The following is a 19,512-nucleotide window of genomic DNA, read 5'->3' on the forward strand; positions in this document are numbered from 1 at the left end:
CTTTATGAAGCACAGATTTAAAGTGGTGCGTTTTTTGAACTTTTGGTAAAAAATGCGCCATAAAAAAACCGCCCATTGAGGACGGTATTAATCAAAAAGACCATCAAGCAAAACTGGGTTGTAAAAAGTTTAAAATCGCTTGATTGATCTGCTCTGTTTCTGTCACGGTGCAGGCATGTCCGCCATGATTAAAAATACTGAGCTTACCATGCGCTAAAATTTGTTTTAAATCCTCACTTTTTTGATATGGCACTAAAAAATCATCGCGATTGGCAATAAAATGCAGGCGAGTTTTAGCCAATGCAGCACGATGCTCGGCATTGACTTGAAAAGCACTTAAAGCCCGAATTCGTGCCAAAACATTGGCAGGCGGTGGAAAATCTTGTAACTGCTTTTGTTCTTGTTTGGCAATCGTTTGATGATGCGCAGAAATCCATGCCGGTGGATATAAAAACAAAGCTTGTGCTTCGACATAAGCTGTAGTCCCTGCATATTGTAAGAGTCGGGTTCTGGCTTGAAAACACTTGAGCGTATGTGGATCAGGGCGATCCCATGCATTAATTGCCGTTAAGCTTAAAACATCAATATTTAAACTTTGTGCTAAGCGTGCTAGTTCAATGCCTATTAAAGCGCCCAAAGCATGTCCAATAAAATGCAAACGCTGAATTTTTTCTTGTTGGATTAAATCCAATAACTCTTGTGCCATATCAGTCATGCTATAGCCATCTTTTAACACAGCGCTATTTGCATGACAGCCGGCTTGGTCATAGACCAACACATGAAAATATTGCTGTAGCGCAGCAATTTGCGGCTGCCAAAATGTGCCATGCCCGCCTAGCCCTGCGGACAATAAAATATATTCTGCCTGTGTGCGGTGGCAAGGATAAAGTCGTGTGTTCATATCTGTCCTGATTGTGATGCTAAGCAAGCTATTTGCAAGATATATGCCGCAGAATCGCATCTGCTTAGGCTTTCAAGATAAAAGAGTATGAATTTTTTAAGTTTTATTGGTAAAAACAGATAGGAAACATAAATAATAATTGTTATCATTTCGCAAATTTTATTCAGTGTCAGATTAAAGCCCCATGAACAATCCAGCCCAATTGGATTCATTTGACCCAATGAGTAGTCCACGCGTGAATGTCAAAAAGAAAACCAAGCCCGCAACTCCTTTAAGTTATCGCCTCATGATCCTCTATCGCTTTGTTTTAGCTTTAGTGGGGGGATATATTCTGGCTGCCTTAAGTGCAATGTGCATTGCCGATTTATTTTCTGCTACGCCTGCCAACGCTGCCATGAGTGCCACCTTAATTGCATTTTGTGTGTATTGCGGTGCATTTATTTGGGTGTTTATGGTGCAAAAAACCGTAAAAGCCAGTCTTGGCATTATTGTACCCAGCATGTTGCTGTGGATTTTAATTCAGTTTTTAGGGAACTAAAATGCGTGTAGATGGAAAAGCAGAAGGCCCACGCCAGTCAATGTCTTGGTTGCATACATGGGCCAGCCTTATTTTAGGTTGGCTGCTGTATGCGATTTTTGTGACCGGCACACTCAGTTTCTTCCAAAATGAAATTAGTGTGTGGATGAAGCCTGAGCTGCATCAGTCAGTACCAAGTCAATCGCAAATTCAGCAAACTCAAGTTGCCTTAAATTATTTACAAAAAAACCATCCTCAGGCAGGCAGTTGGTCGATTCAATTGCCGACATCACGGCAAAATACTACGGTTTTAAGTATTCGTGGTGCGAATGAAGACCCGCGCGCGCGTCGTGGTGGTCAACGCATTACTTTAGATAGTGCAACGGGTGAAGTTTTAGAAGCACGCGAAACCCGTGGTGGTGGCTTCTTATATCGTTTCCATTTTGAGCTGTACGGTTTAGATCGAATTTGGGCACGTTGGATTGTCGGCATCGCCACCATGCTGATGTTTGTGGCCATCATTAGTGGTATTATTACCCATAAAAAAATCTTTACAGATTTCTTTACCTTCCGCCCAGGTAAAGGTCAACGCTCTTGGTTAGATGCGCATAATGCCACTGCGGTATTTGCCCTACCGTTTCATTTAATGATTACCTTTAGTGGTTTGTTACTGCTGTTATTTACCCTCATGCCATGGGGTGTAGAACGAATTTATGAAAACCGCGGCGCATTTTTACAAGAACAACGTAAAGCATTAATTGAAACACCTGAACAAGCGCGTCCTGAAGGTCAACAAGCACGCGGTGAAAATCGCGGTGAACGTGCTGAAGGTCAACAAGCGCGTGGCGAAGGTCGCGGTGAACGTCGTCCTAAGGCCGAACCCAAACCTGCACCACTTACTGATCTTGCCCCAATCATTGCTGATGCACAGCAACAATGGCCAAACAATCGTGTCGGCACAATTACCATCGTGGCACCTAATACCACGAAAGCCGAAATTGAACTACGTGCTTTACATGGTGAAAGTGTTGCCCATCGTAATATTTACCAAACTTTAAGCTATAACGGGGTTACTGGCCTTGAAAATCCAGATGATGGTTCTAAGCTAAAAAATCCAACCATTCCTGCAGCAATTTATAACGTCACCACCACTTTGCATGAAGCACGCGGTGTAGATTTATCGTTACGTTGGATTCTGTTCTTATCCGGTATTTTAGGCACTATGATGGTCGCTACTGGCTTGTTATTGTGGTGTGTAAAACGTGCCCCGCAACAAGAAAAACAAGGTTATAAATCTTTTGGCTACCGTACAGTAGAAGTATTAAACGTCACTGCGATTATTGGTTTACCGATTGCCTGTGCAGTGTATTTTTATGCCAACCGTTTCATTGATGCTGAACTTGAAAAACGCAGTGCCTTAGAGATTCGAGCTTTCTTTATCGCTTGGGGCTTGGTGTTTGTCTATGCCTTAGTGCGTCAGCATCGTCAAGCATGGCTAGAAATGCTGACCCTTGCCACTGCTCTATTTGCATTATTACCCGTACTCAACGTTATCACTGGTGGTGCGCCACTCTGGAGCAGTATTGCCAATGGTCAATGGGTGATTGCATCGTTTGATTTAGCCATGTGGGTGTTGGCAGTCGTATTTGGATTTAGCTTCATCAAAGTTAAAAATCACCAAAGTCTAGCGGCAAAAAAAGCCAAAGCGGGCAAAGCACCACAGGAGAATAACGAATGAGTTGGTTTATTTTCATTTGGGCGCTATGTAACTTAGGTTTTATTGGCTTAGCCACTTCGATGTCCAAGCATCAAAAACAGATTTTTGGCAAAGAATTGAATGCCAAGCAAACCAAACTTGCGACCATCATGGGTTGGTTATTACTGATTGCGGGCTTAGTGGCTTGTATCATTCATGGCGATAGTATCAGTAATATGATCAGCTATTGGATTGGGGTACTGAGTTTTTCTGCGCTGATGGTCGGCCTAACGCTGAGCTATTTTGCCAATAAAGTAAAATTACTGGCTATTGTTTCGATTATCTTAAGTGGCTTAGCCTTGCTCATCCATTTGCTTTAATTGCTTAAGTCTAACAAAGCTCGCCTAGTGCGGGCTTTTTTGTTGTCTAGATTTTAATTTGCAGCGCATTGGTAAAAATTTATCTCACGATGATTGCTTTTTTTATAAAGCAGCTTAGGCTTAGTAGGTTTTCTATTGAGATCTTCCCATGACTACTCCAATTTCTGTGCCTAAAGCGCTATTAAACCGTGCCACTGCTGGTAACTTAGAAGCGCAATTTGATTTAGCTCAACTATATATGAGCAGCGAACACGATGAAGATATTGAACGTGCTGAAGAATGGGCGCTAAAAGCTGCCTCTTTAGGTCATGTTGAATCGATGTATTGGCTAGGCGAAGGTTATACCGTGTATGCCAAAGAAGTCGCAGAAGAAGATCCTGAAGAAGCGAAAACTTATTTTGAACATGCCCATAATTGGCTCAAACAAGCTGCAGAACGCAAGCACGCTGCTGCGATTTTAGAATTGGCAGGTTTTTACCGCCGTGGCGATGTGGTTGAAAAAGATGTAGTTAAATCTGTGGAATTGGTTGAACAAGCTGCAAACTTAGGCGAATTACAAGCGATGCGTGATTTAGCCTTTATTTATGCCAATGCTTTAGGTGTAGATGCCGATGAAGAAAAAGCCGACTTTTGGACCCAAAAAGCCGATGCTTTAGAAGCCAAAGATGCATAAAAATAAAGCCCTCAATTGAGGGCTTTTTGTTGCTCATGCACTTTACTCATCAAATATTGATAGATATGTTGCGCTTTCAGTTCATTCAAAATTTGACTCGCAGCTGTATTAGTTCGATTCAATGAAGGTTCAACTTCATAAGTATGTAGCTTAATACGCTTGCGTTTTGTTTTTTGAGCAAAGTCTTGAATTGCATCATATGTTTCACCCCGTGTACGACACGCACAAATAATGTAATCACAGCTATCTAATTCACTTATGCGCTCGAATAATTTGGTATCGGGATCACCCTTGGTATCCACAGCAACTTTGATATCACCTATTGCTACAATCAAACGCATATCTGCATTTTCCATCTTTAAACATTTGACCAAAGTATCAGGCTGTGCAAAAGCATCCTTGACCAACATCTCAATCAATAAAGTTAAAGTTTGTGTCTTTCCTGTATTCTCAGCACCAGCCAAGCTAATAATTAGTTTTTTCATTATATAAAATAGTTAAGTTACCCTACGCATAGAATAACTTAAACCTAAGTAATTAAAAACTAGATCTTATTTCTCCAAGCATTTTGTACTTGGCTTGCCACTTTTGGATAATCCAAAACAAAACGTATATGGCTTTCTACACCCGTTTTTAAAGTCGCATCATCCACCAAAAAGTAAGGGCTATGGTTTGGCGCGGCTTTTTTCATATCTTGATGGGCAGGCGTTGCCCCTAAAAACACAAATAAAGATGGCATCAGCTTGCCATAATAAGCAAAGTCCTCACTGGCACTGGCATTATTGGCTAAAATTTTCACATTGCCATTGGCTGCTTGTTTTAAAGTGGCTGTCATGGCTTCTGTTAAAGTTGCGTCATTCATGGTCACAGGTGCATAGGCGGCAATCTCAACCTGAGCCTTTACCTCATGTGCAGCCGCAGTATGTTCCACCACTTGTGGGATCGTTTTTAAAATATTCTCGCGAATACTTTCATTATTGGAGCGAATCGTACCCAGCATCGACACTTGCTCAGGAATAATATTGCCTGCGGTACCCGCTTGAATCTGTCCAATACTCACCACGCCCATGCCTTGGGTTAAATCTGTGCGACGACTAATAATACTCTGCAAATTGTTAATCATCTGCGCAGATGCAACAATTGGGTCACGCCCTGCCCATGGCATCGAACCATGTACTTGTTGTCCATTGACGCTAATTCTTAAATTATCAGCACTATTTAAAATCGCCCCCGACTTATAATGTAAATGTCCGCTTGGAATACCCGCAATCACATGCAAGCCAAAAATCACCTCTGGCTTCACTTGCTTAAATGCACCATCAGCAATCATTTTACGTGAACCAATTTGATCACCTTGACTAAAGTTATCAATATCAGCCCCGCCTTCTTCTGCAGGTTGGAACACAAACACCACTGTGCCTGCGATATTGGCTTTATTTTCCGCCAATACTTTGGCTGCACCTAACAACATTGCAGTATGTGCATCATGCCCACAGGCATGCATAACATGGCTTTCTTTGCCTTGATATATCGCTTTAACTTGACTTGCAAAACTTAAATTGGTTTTTTCTTGCATAGGCAATGCGTCCATATCGGCACGCAATGCCATCACAGGGCCGGGTTTAGCGCCTTTTAAGATACCAATCACCCCTGTTTTAGCAAAACCAGTCTTGACCTCAATACCATAAGATTTAAGTTCTTTTTGTACTAATTTTGAGGTTTCAAATTCCATATTGCCCAGTTCAGGGTGTTGATGAATATGCTGACGTAGCTGAATAGTTTTGCCTTCTACCGATTGTGCGGCATCTTTCACCCAATCCGCCAAAGCCAATGGGCTACTGGCAAATGTAAGTCCCATCACAGCATACTGGACAATTTTTCGCATTATGATCTTGTTCCTGTTGTTTTCGATCACTTAGCATAAGCGAAGTGAAGATCGGCCTGCGCCACTATTTAAGTATAGATTTAATACCTTAAAGATATAAAACAAAGCCCATTTAGTGCTTAAATATTCAACCAAAACTGAGGCACATAGCTTTCCCCTTGGCAGTTTTCCAAGTACAATACTTCGCTAGTCGAGGGATGCTGCGACTTATTTTACAGGCACTAAATGTAAGATTTGCCAGGCTCGACGATCGGTTAAACTTTTCTGGCTTAACCAACAACGGCATCCGCGAACTGAATGATCAATTTTTCTATGAATATTAAGGAGATCGTGATGAACGCGGTTAATGCTTCATTTACAGATTATAAAGTAGCGGATATCACTTTAGCGGACTACGGCCGCAAAGAAATCAAACTTGCAGAAGCTGAAATGCCAGCCCTTATGGGTTTACGTAAGCGTTATGCTGCGGCGAAGCCACTTGCAGGTGCAAAAATTTTGGGTTGTATTCACATGACAATCCAAACTGCGGTTTTAATTGAAACTTTGGTAGAACTCGGCGCAGAAGTTCGTTGGACATCTTGTAACATCTTCTCAACGCAAGATCATGCTGCTGCTGCAATTGCTGCTGCGGGTATTCCTGTTTTTGCTTGGAAAGGCGAAACTGAAGAAGAATACATGTGGTGCCTTGAGCAACAAATCAATGTAAACGGCACACCTTGGGATGCCAACATGATTCTTGATGATGGTGGTGATTTAACTCTCCTTGTTCATGAAAAATACCCGGAAGTGATTGCGAAAATCCACGGTGTAACTGAAGAAACAACCACTGGTGTGCAACGTCTGTATGAAATGTTACGTGACGGTACTTTAAAAGTGCCTGCAATCAACGTCAACGATTCTGTGACTAAATCTAAAAACGACAACAAATACGGTTGCCGCCACTCTCTAAACGATGCCATCAAACGCGGTACAGATATGTTGTTATCTGGCCGTCGTGCGCTTGTGATCGGTTACGGTGACGTAGGTAAAGGTTCTGCACAATCACTTCGTCAAGAAGGCATGATTGTACGTGTGACTGAAGTTGATCCAATCTGTGCAATGCAAGCATGTATGGATGGTTACGAAGTTGTATCTCCATACAAAAATGGCGTACAAACAGGTAAAAAAGAAGACGTCAATCTTGATCTTTTGCAAAACACTGACCTTATCGTAACCACAACAGGTAACTACCACGTTTGTGATGCTGCAATGCTTGATTCATTAAAAGCAGGTGCGGTTGTGTGTAACATCGGTCACTTTGATACTGAAATCGACACCAACTACTTACGTGGTTACAAGTGGGTTGAAGTAAAACCTCAAGTTCACCAAGTCTATCGTTCAGAAAACGAAAATGATTATTTAATCCTTTTATCTGAAGGTCGTTTAGTGAATCTTGGTAATGCAACTGGTCACCCATCACGTATTATGGATGGTTCGTTTGCTAACCAAGTACTCGGTCAAATGCACTTATTTGCTGAAAAATTTGCTGATCTTCCTGAAGAAGAAAAAGCGGCTAAAATCCGTGTAGAGCTTATTCCTAAGAAATTAGACGAAGAAGTTGCTGCGGCAATGGTTGCAGGTTTTGGCGGTGTGTTAACTCAATTGACTCAAGAACAAGCAGACTACTTAGGTGTAGCTGTTGAAGGTCCGTTTAAGTCTGACGCTTATAAATACTAAGTTTTTTTCACCTCTCCTAACCTCTCCTGTTAGGAGAGGGACTTCCTTACTTCTCTTAATGGAGTAGTGACCCCTCTTCTCCCTCTGGGAGAAGGCCGGGATGAGGGCAAACATAAAAAGTATTTATAAAAATAGGATTTAAAATATGTCTAAACAGATTCCAATTTCTTTCGAGTTTTTCCCCACCAAAACTGATGCAGGTGCGGAAAAATTAAAAGTTGTGCATCAAGAACTACAACTGCTCAATCCAGAGTTTTTTTCTGTGACTTACGGTGCAGGTGGTTCTACCCGTGAACGTACTTTGTCTACCTTAGCGGATTTTAACGGTAAAGGCACACCTGTTGCCCCGCATCTGTCTTGTATTGGTGATAGCAAAGCACGTATTGCCGAATTACTTGATTTGTACAAGTCACAAGGCATTGACCGTATTGTGGCACTGCGTGGTGACTTACCCTCAGGTCAAGTCGGTTTAGGTGAACTGCCTTATGCTACGGATTTAGTGCGTTTTATCCGTGAACATTCAGGTGATCATTTCCATATTGAAGTGGCGGCTTATCCTGAAATGCACCCACAAGCAGACAGCTTTGATTTAGATATCCAACGTTTCTGCGATAAAGCCAATGCCGGCGCTAATGCTGCATTAACACAATTCTTCTTTAATCCAGATGCGTATTTCTATTTTGTAGAACGTATTCAAAAAGAAGGTGTCAATATTCCTGTTGCGCCCGGCATTATGCCAATCACCAACGCCAGCAATTTAATTCGTTTTGCTGATGGTACAGGTGCTGAGATTCCACGTTGGATTCGTAAGCAATTGGCCACTTATGGTGATGACACAGCTTCGATTAAAGCCTTTGGTCATGAAGTGATTGTGAAACTATGTGAACGCCTGATTGCTGGCGGCGCACCAAGTTTGCATTTTTACACCATGAACACCACCGACCCAACGCGTCAGTTAGTTAAAGACTTAGGTCTCGCGTAATTTTATTGTTTTTAAAGTGAGTATTTTATGCCACGTTTTTATATGGAAGCGACGTTAACGGTTGATACGTCTGCCGATTTAACCGAGACCGTGTTTCATCATTGGTGTAAAGTACTCCGCGCTCAAGTGGGCGAAACAGCCACTTTGTTTAATGGACAAGGCGGTGAATACCAAGTCGAGCTGATTGAAGTCAATAAAAAAACCGCTGTTGTACAGGTAATGAGCTTTGATCCCGACAATCGTACCCCTGCGTTTACTGCCCTCTTAGGTCAAGTGATGAGTAAAGGCGATCGTATGGATTATGCTATTCAAAAAGCGGTGGAACTGGGTGTAAGCAAAATTCAGCTTTTAACCTCGGAACGCTGTGAAATGCGCTTAAAATATGATCGCGACCAAAAAAAGCTTGATCATTGGCAAGGGGTCGCGATTGCAGCATGTGAACAATGTGGCTTAAATCTTGTCCCTCAAATTCTAGCGCCAATGCCTTTAGAAAAATGGTTGGACAGCGCATTACCAGCCACCAAATTGGTGCTTGCACCCAATAAAGACCAATCAAATGTGCTGAACAAAGCCACTCCTGATTTAGCCTTACTGATTGGACCTGAAGGCGGTTTAAGCGAGGCAGAAATTGCGGTGGCCAATCAGAAGGGCTTTATCAATTGGTGTATTGGTCGTCGTGTTTTGCGTACCGAAACAGCGCCTGTGGTGGCACTCTCAATTCTTAATTATCATTTTGTCGCTTAAACACAGCAACAAGAAATTAGCAGCCTCAGGGCTGCTTTTTTTATTGGGCGTTTTGCAGCTCTTATTGCATATGATGAGATTCGCTTAAGACTTATTTTGACTTAAAGGGCTGACTTCGACTTGATCATTTCAGCAGTTTTCTCAACAACTGAATCCTGATTCAGTCAAATTCCAGCGCTGATCTCATTGCACTGAATGTTAGACTTTGCGCTAAAGTAATCAATCGCTGTGTTGGCATAGACTTGATAAATCTTAAACCACAAAGGTACTTTAGTCTAAGATCTCTACGCTTAGGCACTAAAACTGTTTATACTCCGTGCAATTCTGCATAAAGCAAGCTTATAATCTAGAAAAAAAATTTATAAAAATAATAACTTAGATTTATACAATTCTTTTAATACCATTTAACTATTAATTCATAGATCTACAATCTAAGTTTGTCTATAAAAGCAGCAAGCGTGTCTATTAGAACACTGTCACTAATGTTATATTCGATCAAATTTGGTCAAACACCACCAGTACGCTGGTCGGCAACTTTAAGGTAAAACGAGATTCAAATGGACGATCAATCATTAAAACAGCAAGCACTTTATTATCATGAATTCCCAACACCAGGGAAAATTAGCGTCACCCCAAGTAAGCAACTGATCAACCAACACGATTTAGCTTTAGCTTATTCTCCAGGTGTGGCTGCACCATGTTTAGAGATTGAACGTGATCCATCAACAGCCGCTTTGTATACTGCACGCGGTAATTTGGTGGCTGTGGTCAGTAATGGTACTGCGGTACTGGGTCTGGGCAATATTGGTCCACTGGCGTCAAAACCAGTCATGGAAGGTAAAGGCGTTTTATTTAAAAAGTTTGCTGGTGTTGACGTATTTGACATCGAAATTGCTGAAAATGATCCAGACAAAATTGTGGATATTGTGGCTGCACTAGAGCCAACTTTTGGTGGCATTAACTTAGAAGACATTAAAGCACCAGAATGTTTCTATATTGAACAAAAACTGCGTGAACGCATGAACATTCCAGTGTTTCATGATGACCAACACGGTACCTCAATTATTGTCGGTTCGGCATTACTCAATGCATTGCAATTAAACGGCAAAAAAATTGACGAAATCAAAATTGTTGCCTCAGGTGCTGGTGCTGCTGCCTTATCTTGTTTAGATTTGCTCTGTGCATTAGGTGCTAAAAAAGAAAATATTATTGTGGCGGACTCACGCGGTCTACTCACTACGCAGCGTACCGGCTTAGACGAATCAAAAAAACGCTATGTTCAAGACATTCAAGGCACGCAACTTGCTGATGTTATGACAGGTGCAGATATGTTCTTAGGCTTATCTGCTGCCGGCATTTTAAGTCAAGATATGGTCAAGCAAATGGCCAAAGATCCAATTATCTTTGCGCTTGCGAACCCAGATCCAGAAATCCTGCCTGAACATGCCCATGCTGCACGTGATGATGTGATTATGGCAACTGGTCGTTCGGATTATCCAAACCAAGTCAACAATGCCCTGTGCTTCCCCTATATCTTCCGTGGTGCGCTAGATGTCGGCGCTACCACCATTAATGAAGATATGAAGATTGCCTGTGTACATGCGATTGCACGTATGGCACATGTGGAAGCAGATGCCGCCTCTTATGGTGAAAAATCTGCCTCATTTGGTCGTGATTACTTAATTCCACGCCCACTTGATCAACGCTTAATTTTGGAAATCGCGCCAGCTGTTGCCAAAGCGGCCATGGATTCAGGTGTAGCCACTCGTCCAATTCAAGATTTCTCGGTCTATCGTCAACGTTTATCTGAGTTTGTGTATAACTCAGCATTTATGATGAAACCAATTTTTGCCCAAGCCAAAACTGATCCTAAACGTATTGCTTATGCTGAAGGTGAAGACCTACGCGTATTGCGTGCCGTACAAATTGCAGTCGATGAAGACTTAGCCAAACCAATCTTGGTCGGTCGTACTGCAGTCATTGAAGCCAACATTAAAAAATTAGGCTTACGTTTAGAAAATGGCGTCAATATTCACATTGTTGATCAAGAGAAAAATGCAGATTACGAGAAATTTGCGGATGACTATTACAGCATCATGCAGCGTAAAGGCGTTACACCCGAATATGCGCAGCGTGAAGCACGTCGTCGTTCAACCTTAATTGCCTCAATGTTGGTACGTCACGGTTTAGCTGACGGTATGTTATGTGGTACCTATTCAAGCTATGACATTCATTTAGACTTCGTGAAAAACATTATCGGTCTAAAACAAGGTCACAATACCTTCTTTACTTTAAATGCGTTGATGCTTGAAGATCGTAACTTGTTTATTGCTGATACTTACATTAACCGTAACCCAAGTGCTGAACAGCTGGCAGAAATGACTATTTTAGCCGCGGAAGAAGTGCGTCGTTTTGGTATGACACCACGTGTGGCTTTGGTTTCACATTCAAGCTTTGGTTCAGATCAAAATGATGCCAGCGCACAAAAAATGCGTAAAGTGTTTGATATCTTAAGTGAAATTGCGCCTGAACTTGAAGTGGAAGGTGAAATGCATGCCGATGCTGCTTTGGATGAGAATATTCGTCAGTTTGCTTTCCCGAACTCACGTTTTAAAGGTTCGGCCAACTTATTGATTATGCCAAATCTAGATGCAGCCAATATTTCGTTTAACTTACTCAAAGCCACTTCGGGTAATAACGTCACCATTGGTCCAATTTTATTGGGTGCGGCAAAACCTGTACATATTTTAACACCAACTGCCACGACGCGTCGTGTAGTGAATATGACTGCATTAACCGTGGCTGAAATTCAGCAAGCCGAGCAAGACGCGCTCTAAGCAAAATCTTGCAAAAGCGTATTTCTTGACTTGAGAAAACCTCTATTCTGTTGCATGATTGCCTCAAGAATAGAGGTTTTTTCATGCAAGTTTATTTAGTAGGCGGCGCAGTACGAGATCACTTACTCGGACACCCCTATCACGAAAAAGATTATGTGGTTGTTGGTGCGACACCACAACAAATGCTTGCGGATGGTTTTCAGCCCGTAGGCAAAGACTTTCCGGTTTTTTTACATCCAGAGACAAAAGAAGAATATGCACTAGCACGTACCGAACGTAAAGCAGGTCACGGCTATCATGGCTTTGAATTTTACACGGACCCTAGCGTTAGTTTAGAACAGGATTTAATCCGTCGTGATTTAACCATTAATGCCATGGCCATGGATGATCAAGGTCAGCTGTATGATCCTTACCAAGGCCAGCAAGATCTAGAACTTAGGCTATTAAGACATGTCTCGGATGCGTTTGTCGAAGATCCACTCCGGGTGTTACGTATTGCACGTTTTGCTGCGCGTTATCATGGCTTAGGCTTTAAGGTTGCCCCTGAAACGCTTACTCTCATGCACACTTTAGCAGCCTCTGGTGAGCTTGAAGCCCTGACACCTGAACGGGTTTGGAAAGAAACTTCGCGTGCCTTAATGGAACCACATGCCGATGTATATTTTGAAGTCCTGCGTGAATGCGGTGCTTTAAAAGTGCTGTTCCCTGAAATTGATGCCCTATTTGGCATTCCACAGCGCCCTGAATATCACCCAGAAATTGACTGTGGTATTCACACCATGATGTCATTACAGCAAGCCTGTAAAGCCGGTTACGATTTAGATGTCCGTTTTGCAGTATTGGTACATGATTTAGGTAAAGCACTCACTCCGAAGGATGAGTTACCACGACATATCATGCATGAAGAACGCGGTATTCAACCGGTTACCGAAGTCTGTGAACGTTTAAAAGTCCCGACCAATACTAAGCAATTGGCTTTGGCAGTCTGTAAAGAACATCTTAAATGCCATCAAGCTTTAAATTTAAAGCCAGGCACCTTATGGCGTTTATTACAGCGTTTAGATGTGCTACGTCGTCCTGAACGGGTCGAAGCTTTTGTACAAGCCTGTGAATGTGATTCGCGTGGTCGCTTAGGCTTAGAAGATCGGGCTTATCCGCAAGCGCAGTATTTATTAGATGCCATGCAGGTGGTGCGCAGTATTAAAGCACAAGATTTACCTGCTGATATTAAAGGCCCTGATATTGGAGAAATGCTGATTCAGCGTCGGATTGAAGCGCTAGATGGACTTAAAGCCCAGCAAACTATTCAGTCATAAAAAAAGCACCCTCGGGTGCTTTTTTTGTTTTAGGCGCGATCCGCAGGAAAACTTATCACCTGCTCTAAACGCATTTTTTGCGTGGCAATCATCAGTAAACGATCAATGCCTAAGGCAATGCCTGAACATTCTGGCATATGCGGTAAAGCTGCCAATAAATATTCATCAATCGGCATGATAGGTAAACCGAGTTTGTTACGCTCAAGATTATCCGCCTCAAAACGGCTACGCAGAACTTCGGCATCAATCAGTTCATCATAAGCATTGGCGAGTTCTAAACCTTCAATATAAAGCTCAAAACGCGCTGCCACTAACTCACCGTCTTCATCAATACGCGTTTTGGCCAATGATGCTAATTCTGGTGGAAAATCGGTTAAAAAGACTGGGGTATCAAAACCTAAACTTGGCTCGACCATATGCGAGAATAAAAGGTCGATATAACCTAAACGATCATCGCCTAAATCTAAATTTGAACCCACACGGCGCGCAGCATCTTTAAGCTCTTGTAAGGTGGCCTGCAACGGATTGAGATCTAAACGATCCATAAAGGCATGTTTATAGCTTAAAATGGTCGGACGTACTTCTCCAAAGCGTTGTTTTAACACTACATTGAGTAAATCAGTCACTTCTAGCATTAAATCTTTGAGACTAAAACCGGGACGATACCATTCCAGCATGGTAAATTCGCTGTTGTGTTTCCGACCATGCTCATCATCACGGAAGACTTTACAGATTTGGTAAATTGGCCCGCTGCCACTGGCCAATAAACGCTTCATGGCAAATTCAGGCGAAGTTTGTAAATAATGAGTGCGTGCTTTACCTTGTAGATGACGCTTAGCTTGCACCGAAGCTAAATACACATCAGTCACACCCGCCTGTGATAAAACAGGCGTTTCAACTTCTAATACATCACGTTCAGCAAAAAACTGGCGTAACTGAGCATACATATTGGAACGCGCACGTAAGGCATTTAAATCGCAAGTGGGTTGATAATCAATACTCATGCTTGTGGTCCTGCATGGGCTGCCCATTCACGGCGCAGCGGATAGGTTTTACGTAAATAATCAAAGGCTTTTTGTTCAACTTTGCCGTCTTTGACACAAGCACGTAAATTGGCATCATCACGCGCAATATCATAGATTTGGCGCAAATGCTGTGCTAAAACAGCTGTTAAATCTTGATCTTTAAAGTATTGGTCACACACTGGCAATTGGCTTTCAAAGCGTTTATTTGAACTAAAGCCAAAGGTTTGACAAAAGGCATCGTAAATCATTTTTGTACCACGCGCTTTGCCTTCTAAGCTATAGCCTGCAATATGTGGCGTAACAAGTGTGATTAAATCTAGGACTTCAGCCGTAATTTCAGGTTCGTGCTCAAACACATCTAGTACGACCTTACGCCCTGTTTTTTGAATATCTGCAATTAAATCAGCTTCTGCAACCACAGGCCCACGTGCTGAGTTCACTAAAATCGTATCTGCTGGCATCTTGGCCAAGGCTTTAGCATCAATTAAATGATAAGTTGGATGCATGCCTGTTTTGGTTAAAGGCACATGAATCGAAATGGCATTGGCACGTTTTAATAGGCTATCAAAATCAACTTGTTCTACCCCATCTAATTGTACAAATGGGTCATAGCCAAGCACTTGCCAACCCAAAAGTTTTGCCATTTTCACCAAACGCGAGCCAACATTACCTAAGCCAATAATGCCTAAAGTAAAGTTGTGCTTGGCATGTAAGAGTTGTGGTTGCACATGGAGGAGCGCCGTAATGACATATTCGGCAACGGCCTGGGCATTACAACCTGCGGCATTTGACCATGCAATATGATGAGCGTCTAAAGTTTGAAGATCTAAATGGTCAGTACCAATGGTGGCACTGCCCACAAATTTAACTTGGCTGTCTTTGAGTAACTTCGCATTGACTTGAGTCACTGAACGTACCAAGAGTGCATCGACATCTTGTACGTCTTGAGCTGTTAAAGTCCGTCCAGCTTTATGGCTGATCTCGCCAAATTCAGCAAAGAAATAATCAGTAAAGGCCAAATTCTCATCGGCAATAATTTTCATGCATGTCATCCAAAGCATATTTACGTCTATGATAACGCTTTGTCACAACCTCTGACTATTTGATTTCTCCGCGCCTATATTTAGCATGTACAGAAGCGTAATTTTTTAAAATATGTTCAAAACTCGGCAATTAAGGAAATAATGACTTTAACCTACGTTTTTCTTTTTTCTCTTTATATAAGTCTGGGTCAGTCACAATCAGTTTTTCTCGCAATTTTTTATAGTCTTCCCAATCAAATGGACAAATTGCATTTGCAGGTAATTTTTCCTTATCTAAAGTTTTATGATAAGAATCATTCCCGCAAATAAACTCATAGGCGGCTTGTGCACCCAAGGCAAACAGTGCCGCCTTTTTGGGATTCGACATGTTAAAATCTAAAGAACTAAATGTCTCACTCTCAGGCTGCTTAAATTTAGCCAAAATTTTCTTCAAAAAAGTGCCTTTTTTATCTTGCTCTTTTGCTTTATAAGGAGTGGATGTATCAATATAAGCAATTAATTTACTATAGTCTTCATTATGAAATAAAAAGCTGTAATCACTATTATTGGTCACTGTATCGAGCAATGCTGCTCCAAAATCCTTTATATCTTTAATCTTCAATGCGTGTTTTCTATCAATGCCTAATTTCACCCCAAAGGTCGGACATAGCGGAATCACATCATTGGCGTGAAAAACATCGATTGGGAAATTAGAAATAACTCCACCATCTACAAGATAAGCTGTTTCGGGTACTGCCCCCTGATAGCCAGTTAATATACGCCAATGGTCTCTTCTATCTTGAGGTAAATCTTTTATTCGTACCGGTTCAAAAAGTAATGGAATTGACATTGATGCGCGTACGTACTTTTTAGGATGGGTTTTTAACGGCTCATCCCAATATAAATACGCCATTTCTGGAAATATAATTTTGCTTTCTGTGGTGATATCCGCTGCAACAATCGCTAAATGATTGACTTTAAAATTCTGATGAAATCTGTCTGCATCTGCCTGTGTACGATGTGCATGCTTTCGAATACTTAAATTTTCATTCTTGAGTTTTTGAAATAGATCCGCTGTTGTATGTATTTGGCATTCTTTTATTGCTAAGGTGGTCTCAAGCCATTTTTCAAAAGCTTTCCCAGCGTTAATGCCCAATGTACTGCCACCAAATTTACCTCGTAGTCCTAACCAAAGCATTTTGGGAAGCATTGCAGTCCATACATTATCTTTTATATCATCTAATAAATTTTGAGCCGTTTTTCCGCTATCGATAAAGCTGTTAAAATCCATTTCAGAAAAAATTTCAATCAATTTCTCGCTTTTTGGCTCAGATGATGTACCTAAGGCTGCGAGTATCGTCGCATTAATTGCGCCTGCCGAAGTACCTGCTAAGTTTAGAAAACGAATACCTGCTTTTTCAAGCGTGTAGGTATAGCCAATTAATGCAATCCCCCAAACTGTACCGCCCTCTAAAACCAAGTCAATGTATTGATTGCCTTGGTGATCTACAATATCGGAGATGGGTTGTTGTTGAATCTGATGTCGAATCTTCTGTATATATCCGAGTTTTTCATTCTTGCCATGAATATCTTCATTCTTTTTAATTAAATCAAGAAGTATGTTCATTTCTCAGCCCTCTTTTTTATTATTTTAGTTTTATTTAATTTAGTGCACTCAAAATTAAATTTTTTCTTACATTAAAATAAGAGCAATAAAAAACCCCTGATCAATGATCAGGGGTTTTTTGAATTTGGCGGAAGCGGTGAGATTCGAACTCACGGAGGGGTATAAGCCCTCGTCGGTTTTCAAGTTATTGGGACTTACATTTTACTGGGCTTTATTAACATTTAGTAAGCCATACATTCCTTTACAAAACAATGCCTTGAAGCTATATTTTGTTTTATGTAGCTTGTTTATGCTTTCCCTGTATCGCTTACAAATTGCTTACGAGTTACAGTGCAAAAAAGGCAAGCGACTACGCCAATAGTCCTTGCCTGTGGTTATATCCCTACTAGGAAACAACAAATGAATCATACTACATTTATCGCCAACTACAATGTCGGTGAGGAGTTCTATCATGCCTAAGTTGACTAAGAGCTTCATCGACAAATACCCTGCACCAATCAGCAAAGATAAATTTGAATGGGATACTGAATTAAAAGGTTTCGGTATTCGAGTTACCCCTAAAGGTCGTGTTAGCTTTATTGTGCAAAACCGTGTTAATGGTCGCTCGGAGCGTATTACTATCGGGCAGTATGGTGTCTTTGCCCCTGACCAAGCACGTGACATTGCCCGCGAGCATTTACGCACAATGCGCATGGGTACAAGCCCAACAGCACAGGCAAAAGCACATGCATTAATGTCTATTACATTGCGTGAAGTTTGCGACTCTTACATTAAAGACAGATCGCTTAAAGCAAGTTCACAAAGTGAAATTCGCAGACATGTGACCACAAGTTTTGAAGCATGGCAGGATACCCCTATTGCAGCAATTAACCGTGAGGATGTGAATAAACGCTACAACCAACTTAAAGAACATGGTTTACGTGGTAATGCCCCTGCACCTGCCCAAGCTAATCAAGCATTCAGCGTATTACGAGCATTAATTAATTACGCAATGGATGAATATAGAAAGGAAGATGGCACACCATTAATTCAGGAAAACCCTGTAAATATTCTTAAAAAGAAAATGGTGAAATTAAAACCTCGTACCAGTCGTATTCCTGATTCTAAGGTAAATGATGTTTGGAAATACCTGTGGTCAACAAGGGAAACTGCTTTTAACCGTGAAACTCTAGCAAGCATTGATTTAATTATTTTCCTAATGCTCACAGGTGCACGATTAGGCGAAGCTCGTTCTTTAACTTGGGATAGAGTTAATTTAGAGGAAGCATGGTGGCATATACCCGACCCTAAAAACCACAATCCTGTCTATTTACCCTTATCAACTCAAGCAATAGAGCTGCTCAAAGCTAGACCTAGAACAGAGAGTTCACCTTTTGTTTTTGCTTCATGGTCAAAGTCAGGACACATTATTGACCCTAGAGATTCATTGAAACGTATGAGTGAAGTTGCTGGAACACCAATTACAGCACATGACCTTAGACGGACGTTTACCACAATAGGAGTGGCGCATTGTGGTATTGATTTAAACAAGGTTGAATTGCTGACAAACCATGTGCCTAAAGGGGTTACAGCAATTCATTATTTAGAAACTACGCACTTGCAATATTTACGCCCCGAAGTTCAGCAAGTAGCTGATTGGATTGATAAAAGTAAATCATAAAAAATCATTTGTGCATTAACATAAAACATAATATAGTTGTTTTTAACTGCAAACACCTCGCTTAATATTCACGTAACATGGGTTACATTATTAAGCTTGTATCTATCATGTGATAGAGGCTTCAAGGTTAATTTAAACTTGAGCTATCTGTCCCTTTTTTATTGCATGTCAGATAGCTCATTACTAAAGGAACTTTTGACATGACTATTTCAGCAAACAATCATAAAGATTTACTGACGACTAAAGAAGCCGCTTCATTACTTGGCTTTAAAAAGAATACCCTTGAAATATGGCGTACTAAAGGTAAAGGACCACAATTTATTAAAGTGGGATCTGATACCCAGTCACGTGTCCGCTATTTACGTTCAACCTTAATGGCATGGCTTGAAGCACAAGCGCATTCGAGTACGTCTTCGTATTCAGTTCAAACCTCCGACAAATAATTAATTTTCTGTTCTAACTCTTAAACGTATTGTGCTTATTGAAACCTGTGTCTAACACCTCTCCCGACCTAAGCCTATCGTAAACATA

General features: G+C 41.3%; 17 protein-coding genes. 11 read left to right on the forward strand and 6 right to left on the reverse strand.

Translation table 11 applies throughout. The features are described 5' to 3' along the window. Positions 1 to 103: 103 nt before the first annotated feature. On the reverse strand, positions 104 to 901 hold the full coding sequence (gene rutD, locus AC5YCD_RS02860) for a pyrimidine utilization protein D (protein ID WP_496128616.1): 798 nt from the start codon (positions 899 to 901) through the stop codon (positions 104 to 106). A 184-nt stretch (positions 902 to 1,085) separates the two neighbouring features. On the opposite strand from rutD, the gene AC5YCD_RS02865 reads away from it, so the two are divergent. The 4 genes from AC5YCD_RS02865 to AC5YCD_RS02880 all read left to right on the forward strand — a co-directional run bounded on the left by AC5YCD_RS02865 (position 1,086) and on the right by AC5YCD_RS02880 (position 4,167). Continuing rightward, positions 1,086 to 1,439, forward strand: coding sequence for a hypothetical protein (locus AC5YCD_RS02865; protein WP_496128617.1), 354 nt, complete (start codon positions 1,086 to 1,088; stop codon positions 1,437 to 1,439). Position 1,440: 1 nt separating this feature from the next. Further along, positions 1,441 to 3,156 carry a PepSY-associated TM helix domain-containing protein gene (locus tag AC5YCD_RS02870; RefSeq protein WP_496128618.1) on the forward strand — a complete coding sequence of 572 codons (1,716 nt, stop codon included), beginning with the start codon at positions 1,441 to 1,443 and terminating at the stop codon, positions 3,154 to 3,156. After that, the gene (locus AC5YCD_RS02875; RefSeq protein ID WP_496128619.1) at positions 3,153 to 3,494 is read left to right on the forward strand and encodes a DUF3325 domain-containing protein; all 342 of its coding nucleotides are present in this window, start codon (positions 3,153 to 3,155) and stop codon (positions 3,492 to 3,494) included. The genes AC5YCD_RS02870 and AC5YCD_RS02875 overlap by 4 nt, the downstream gene beginning before the upstream one ends. Positions 3,495 to 3,642: 148 nt before the next feature. Next, complete coding sequence (locus tag AC5YCD_RS02880) at positions 3,643 to 4,167, forward strand: tetratricopeptide repeat protein (protein WP_122898280.1); 525 nt, start codon at positions 3,643 to 3,645, stop codon at positions 4,165 to 4,167. Between the two features lie 11 nt (positions 4,168 to 4,178). On the opposite strand, the gene AC5YCD_RS02885 is transcribed toward AC5YCD_RS02880, so the two are convergent. Continuing rightward, entirely contained in the window at positions 4,179 to 4,652 is a 474-nt protein-coding gene (locus tag AC5YCD_RS02885; protein ID WP_496128620.1) for a hypothetical protein, read from the reverse strand. Between the two features lie 59 nt (positions 4,653 to 4,711). Further along, a complete protein-coding gene (locus AC5YCD_RS02890; protein WP_496128776.1) occupies positions 4,712 to 6,025 on the reverse strand; it encodes an amidohydrolase in 1,314 nt (437 codons plus the stop codon). Between the two features lie 360 nt (positions 6,026 to 6,385). Here AC5YCD_RS02890 and ahcY point away from each other — a divergent pair, with 360 nt between their 5' ends. The 5 genes from ahcY (at position 6,386) to AC5YCD_RS02915 (ending at position 13,647) form a co-directional block, all read left to right on the forward strand. Next, on the forward strand, positions 6,386 to 7,768 hold the full coding sequence (ahcY, locus tag AC5YCD_RS02895; RefSeq protein ID WP_496128621.1) for an adenosylhomocysteinase: 1,383 nt from the start codon (positions 6,386 to 6,388) through the stop codon (positions 7,766 to 7,768). Between the two features lie 145 nt (positions 7,769 to 7,913). Next, positions 7,914 to 8,750: a methylenetetrahydrofolate reductase [NAD(P)H] gene (metF, locus tag AC5YCD_RS02900; protein ID WP_496128622.1), complete on the forward strand. Its 837-nt coding sequence runs from the start codon at positions 7,914 to 7,916 to the stop codon at positions 8,748 to 8,750. A gap of 27 nt (positions 8,751 to 8,777) precedes the next feature. Then, positions 8,778 to 9,494 (forward strand): 16S rRNA (uracil(1498)-N(3))-methyltransferase, encoded by a 717-nt coding sequence (locus AC5YCD_RS02905; RefSeq protein ID WP_496128623.1) that lies wholly within the window; start codon positions 8,778 to 8,780, stop codon positions 9,492 to 9,494. Between the two features lie 557 nt (positions 9,495 to 10,051). Next, positions 10,052 to 12,331: an NADP-dependent malic enzyme gene (locus AC5YCD_RS02910; protein WP_496128624.1), complete on the forward strand. Its 2,280-nt coding sequence runs from the start codon at positions 10,052 to 10,054 to the stop codon at positions 12,329 to 12,331. An 83-nt stretch (positions 12,332 to 12,414) separates the two neighbouring features. Next, positions 12,415 to 13,647 carry a multifunctional CCA addition/repair protein gene (locus AC5YCD_RS02915; RefSeq protein ID WP_496128625.1) on the forward strand — a complete coding sequence of 411 codons (1,233 nt, stop codon included), beginning with the start codon at positions 12,415 to 12,417 and terminating at the stop codon, positions 13,645 to 13,647. A gap of 29 nt (positions 13,648 to 13,676) precedes the next feature. On the opposite strand, the gene epmA is transcribed toward AC5YCD_RS02915, so the two are convergent. The 3 genes from epmA to AC5YCD_RS02930 form a co-directional block, all read right to left on the reverse strand. After that, positions 13,677 to 14,651 (reverse strand): EF-P lysine aminoacylase EpmA, encoded by a 975-nt coding sequence (gene epmA, locus AC5YCD_RS02920; RefSeq protein WP_496128626.1) that lies wholly within the window; start codon positions 14,649 to 14,651, stop codon positions 13,677 to 13,679. Then, positions 14,648 to 15,715 carry a 4-phosphoerythronate dehydrogenase gene (locus AC5YCD_RS02925; protein WP_496128627.1) on the reverse strand — a complete coding sequence of 356 codons (1,068 nt, stop codon included), beginning with the start codon at positions 15,713 to 15,715 and terminating at the stop codon, positions 14,648 to 14,650. The genes epmA and AC5YCD_RS02925 overlap by 4 nt, the downstream gene beginning before the upstream one ends. Positions 15,716 to 15,845: 130 nt before the next feature. Then, positions 15,846 to 17,321 (reverse strand): patatin-like phospholipase family protein, encoded by a 1,476-nt coding sequence (locus AC5YCD_RS02930; protein WP_496128628.1) that lies wholly within the window; start codon positions 17,319 to 17,321, stop codon positions 15,846 to 15,848. Between the two features lie 451 nt (positions 17,322 to 17,772). Here AC5YCD_RS02930 and AC5YCD_RS02935 point away from each other — a divergent pair, with 451 nt between their 5' ends. Together AC5YCD_RS02935 and AC5YCD_RS02940 are read left to right on the forward strand one after the other, a co-directional pair. Next, positions 17,773 to 18,981, forward strand: a complete 1,209-nt coding sequence (locus AC5YCD_RS02935) for a tyrosine-type recombinase/integrase (protein ID WP_496128629.1) — start codon at positions 17,773 to 17,775, stop codon at positions 18,979 to 18,981. Positions 18,982 to 19,181: 200 nt separating this feature from the next. Next, a complete protein-coding gene (locus AC5YCD_RS02940) occupies positions 19,182 to 19,424 on the forward strand; it encodes a helix-turn-helix transcriptional regulator (RefSeq protein WP_000155629.1) in 243 nt (80 codons plus the stop codon). The last annotated feature ends 88 nt before the right edge of the window (positions 19,425 to 19,512 follow it).

The sequence above is a fragment of the Acinetobacter sp. CY05 genome, assembly GCF_059515805.1.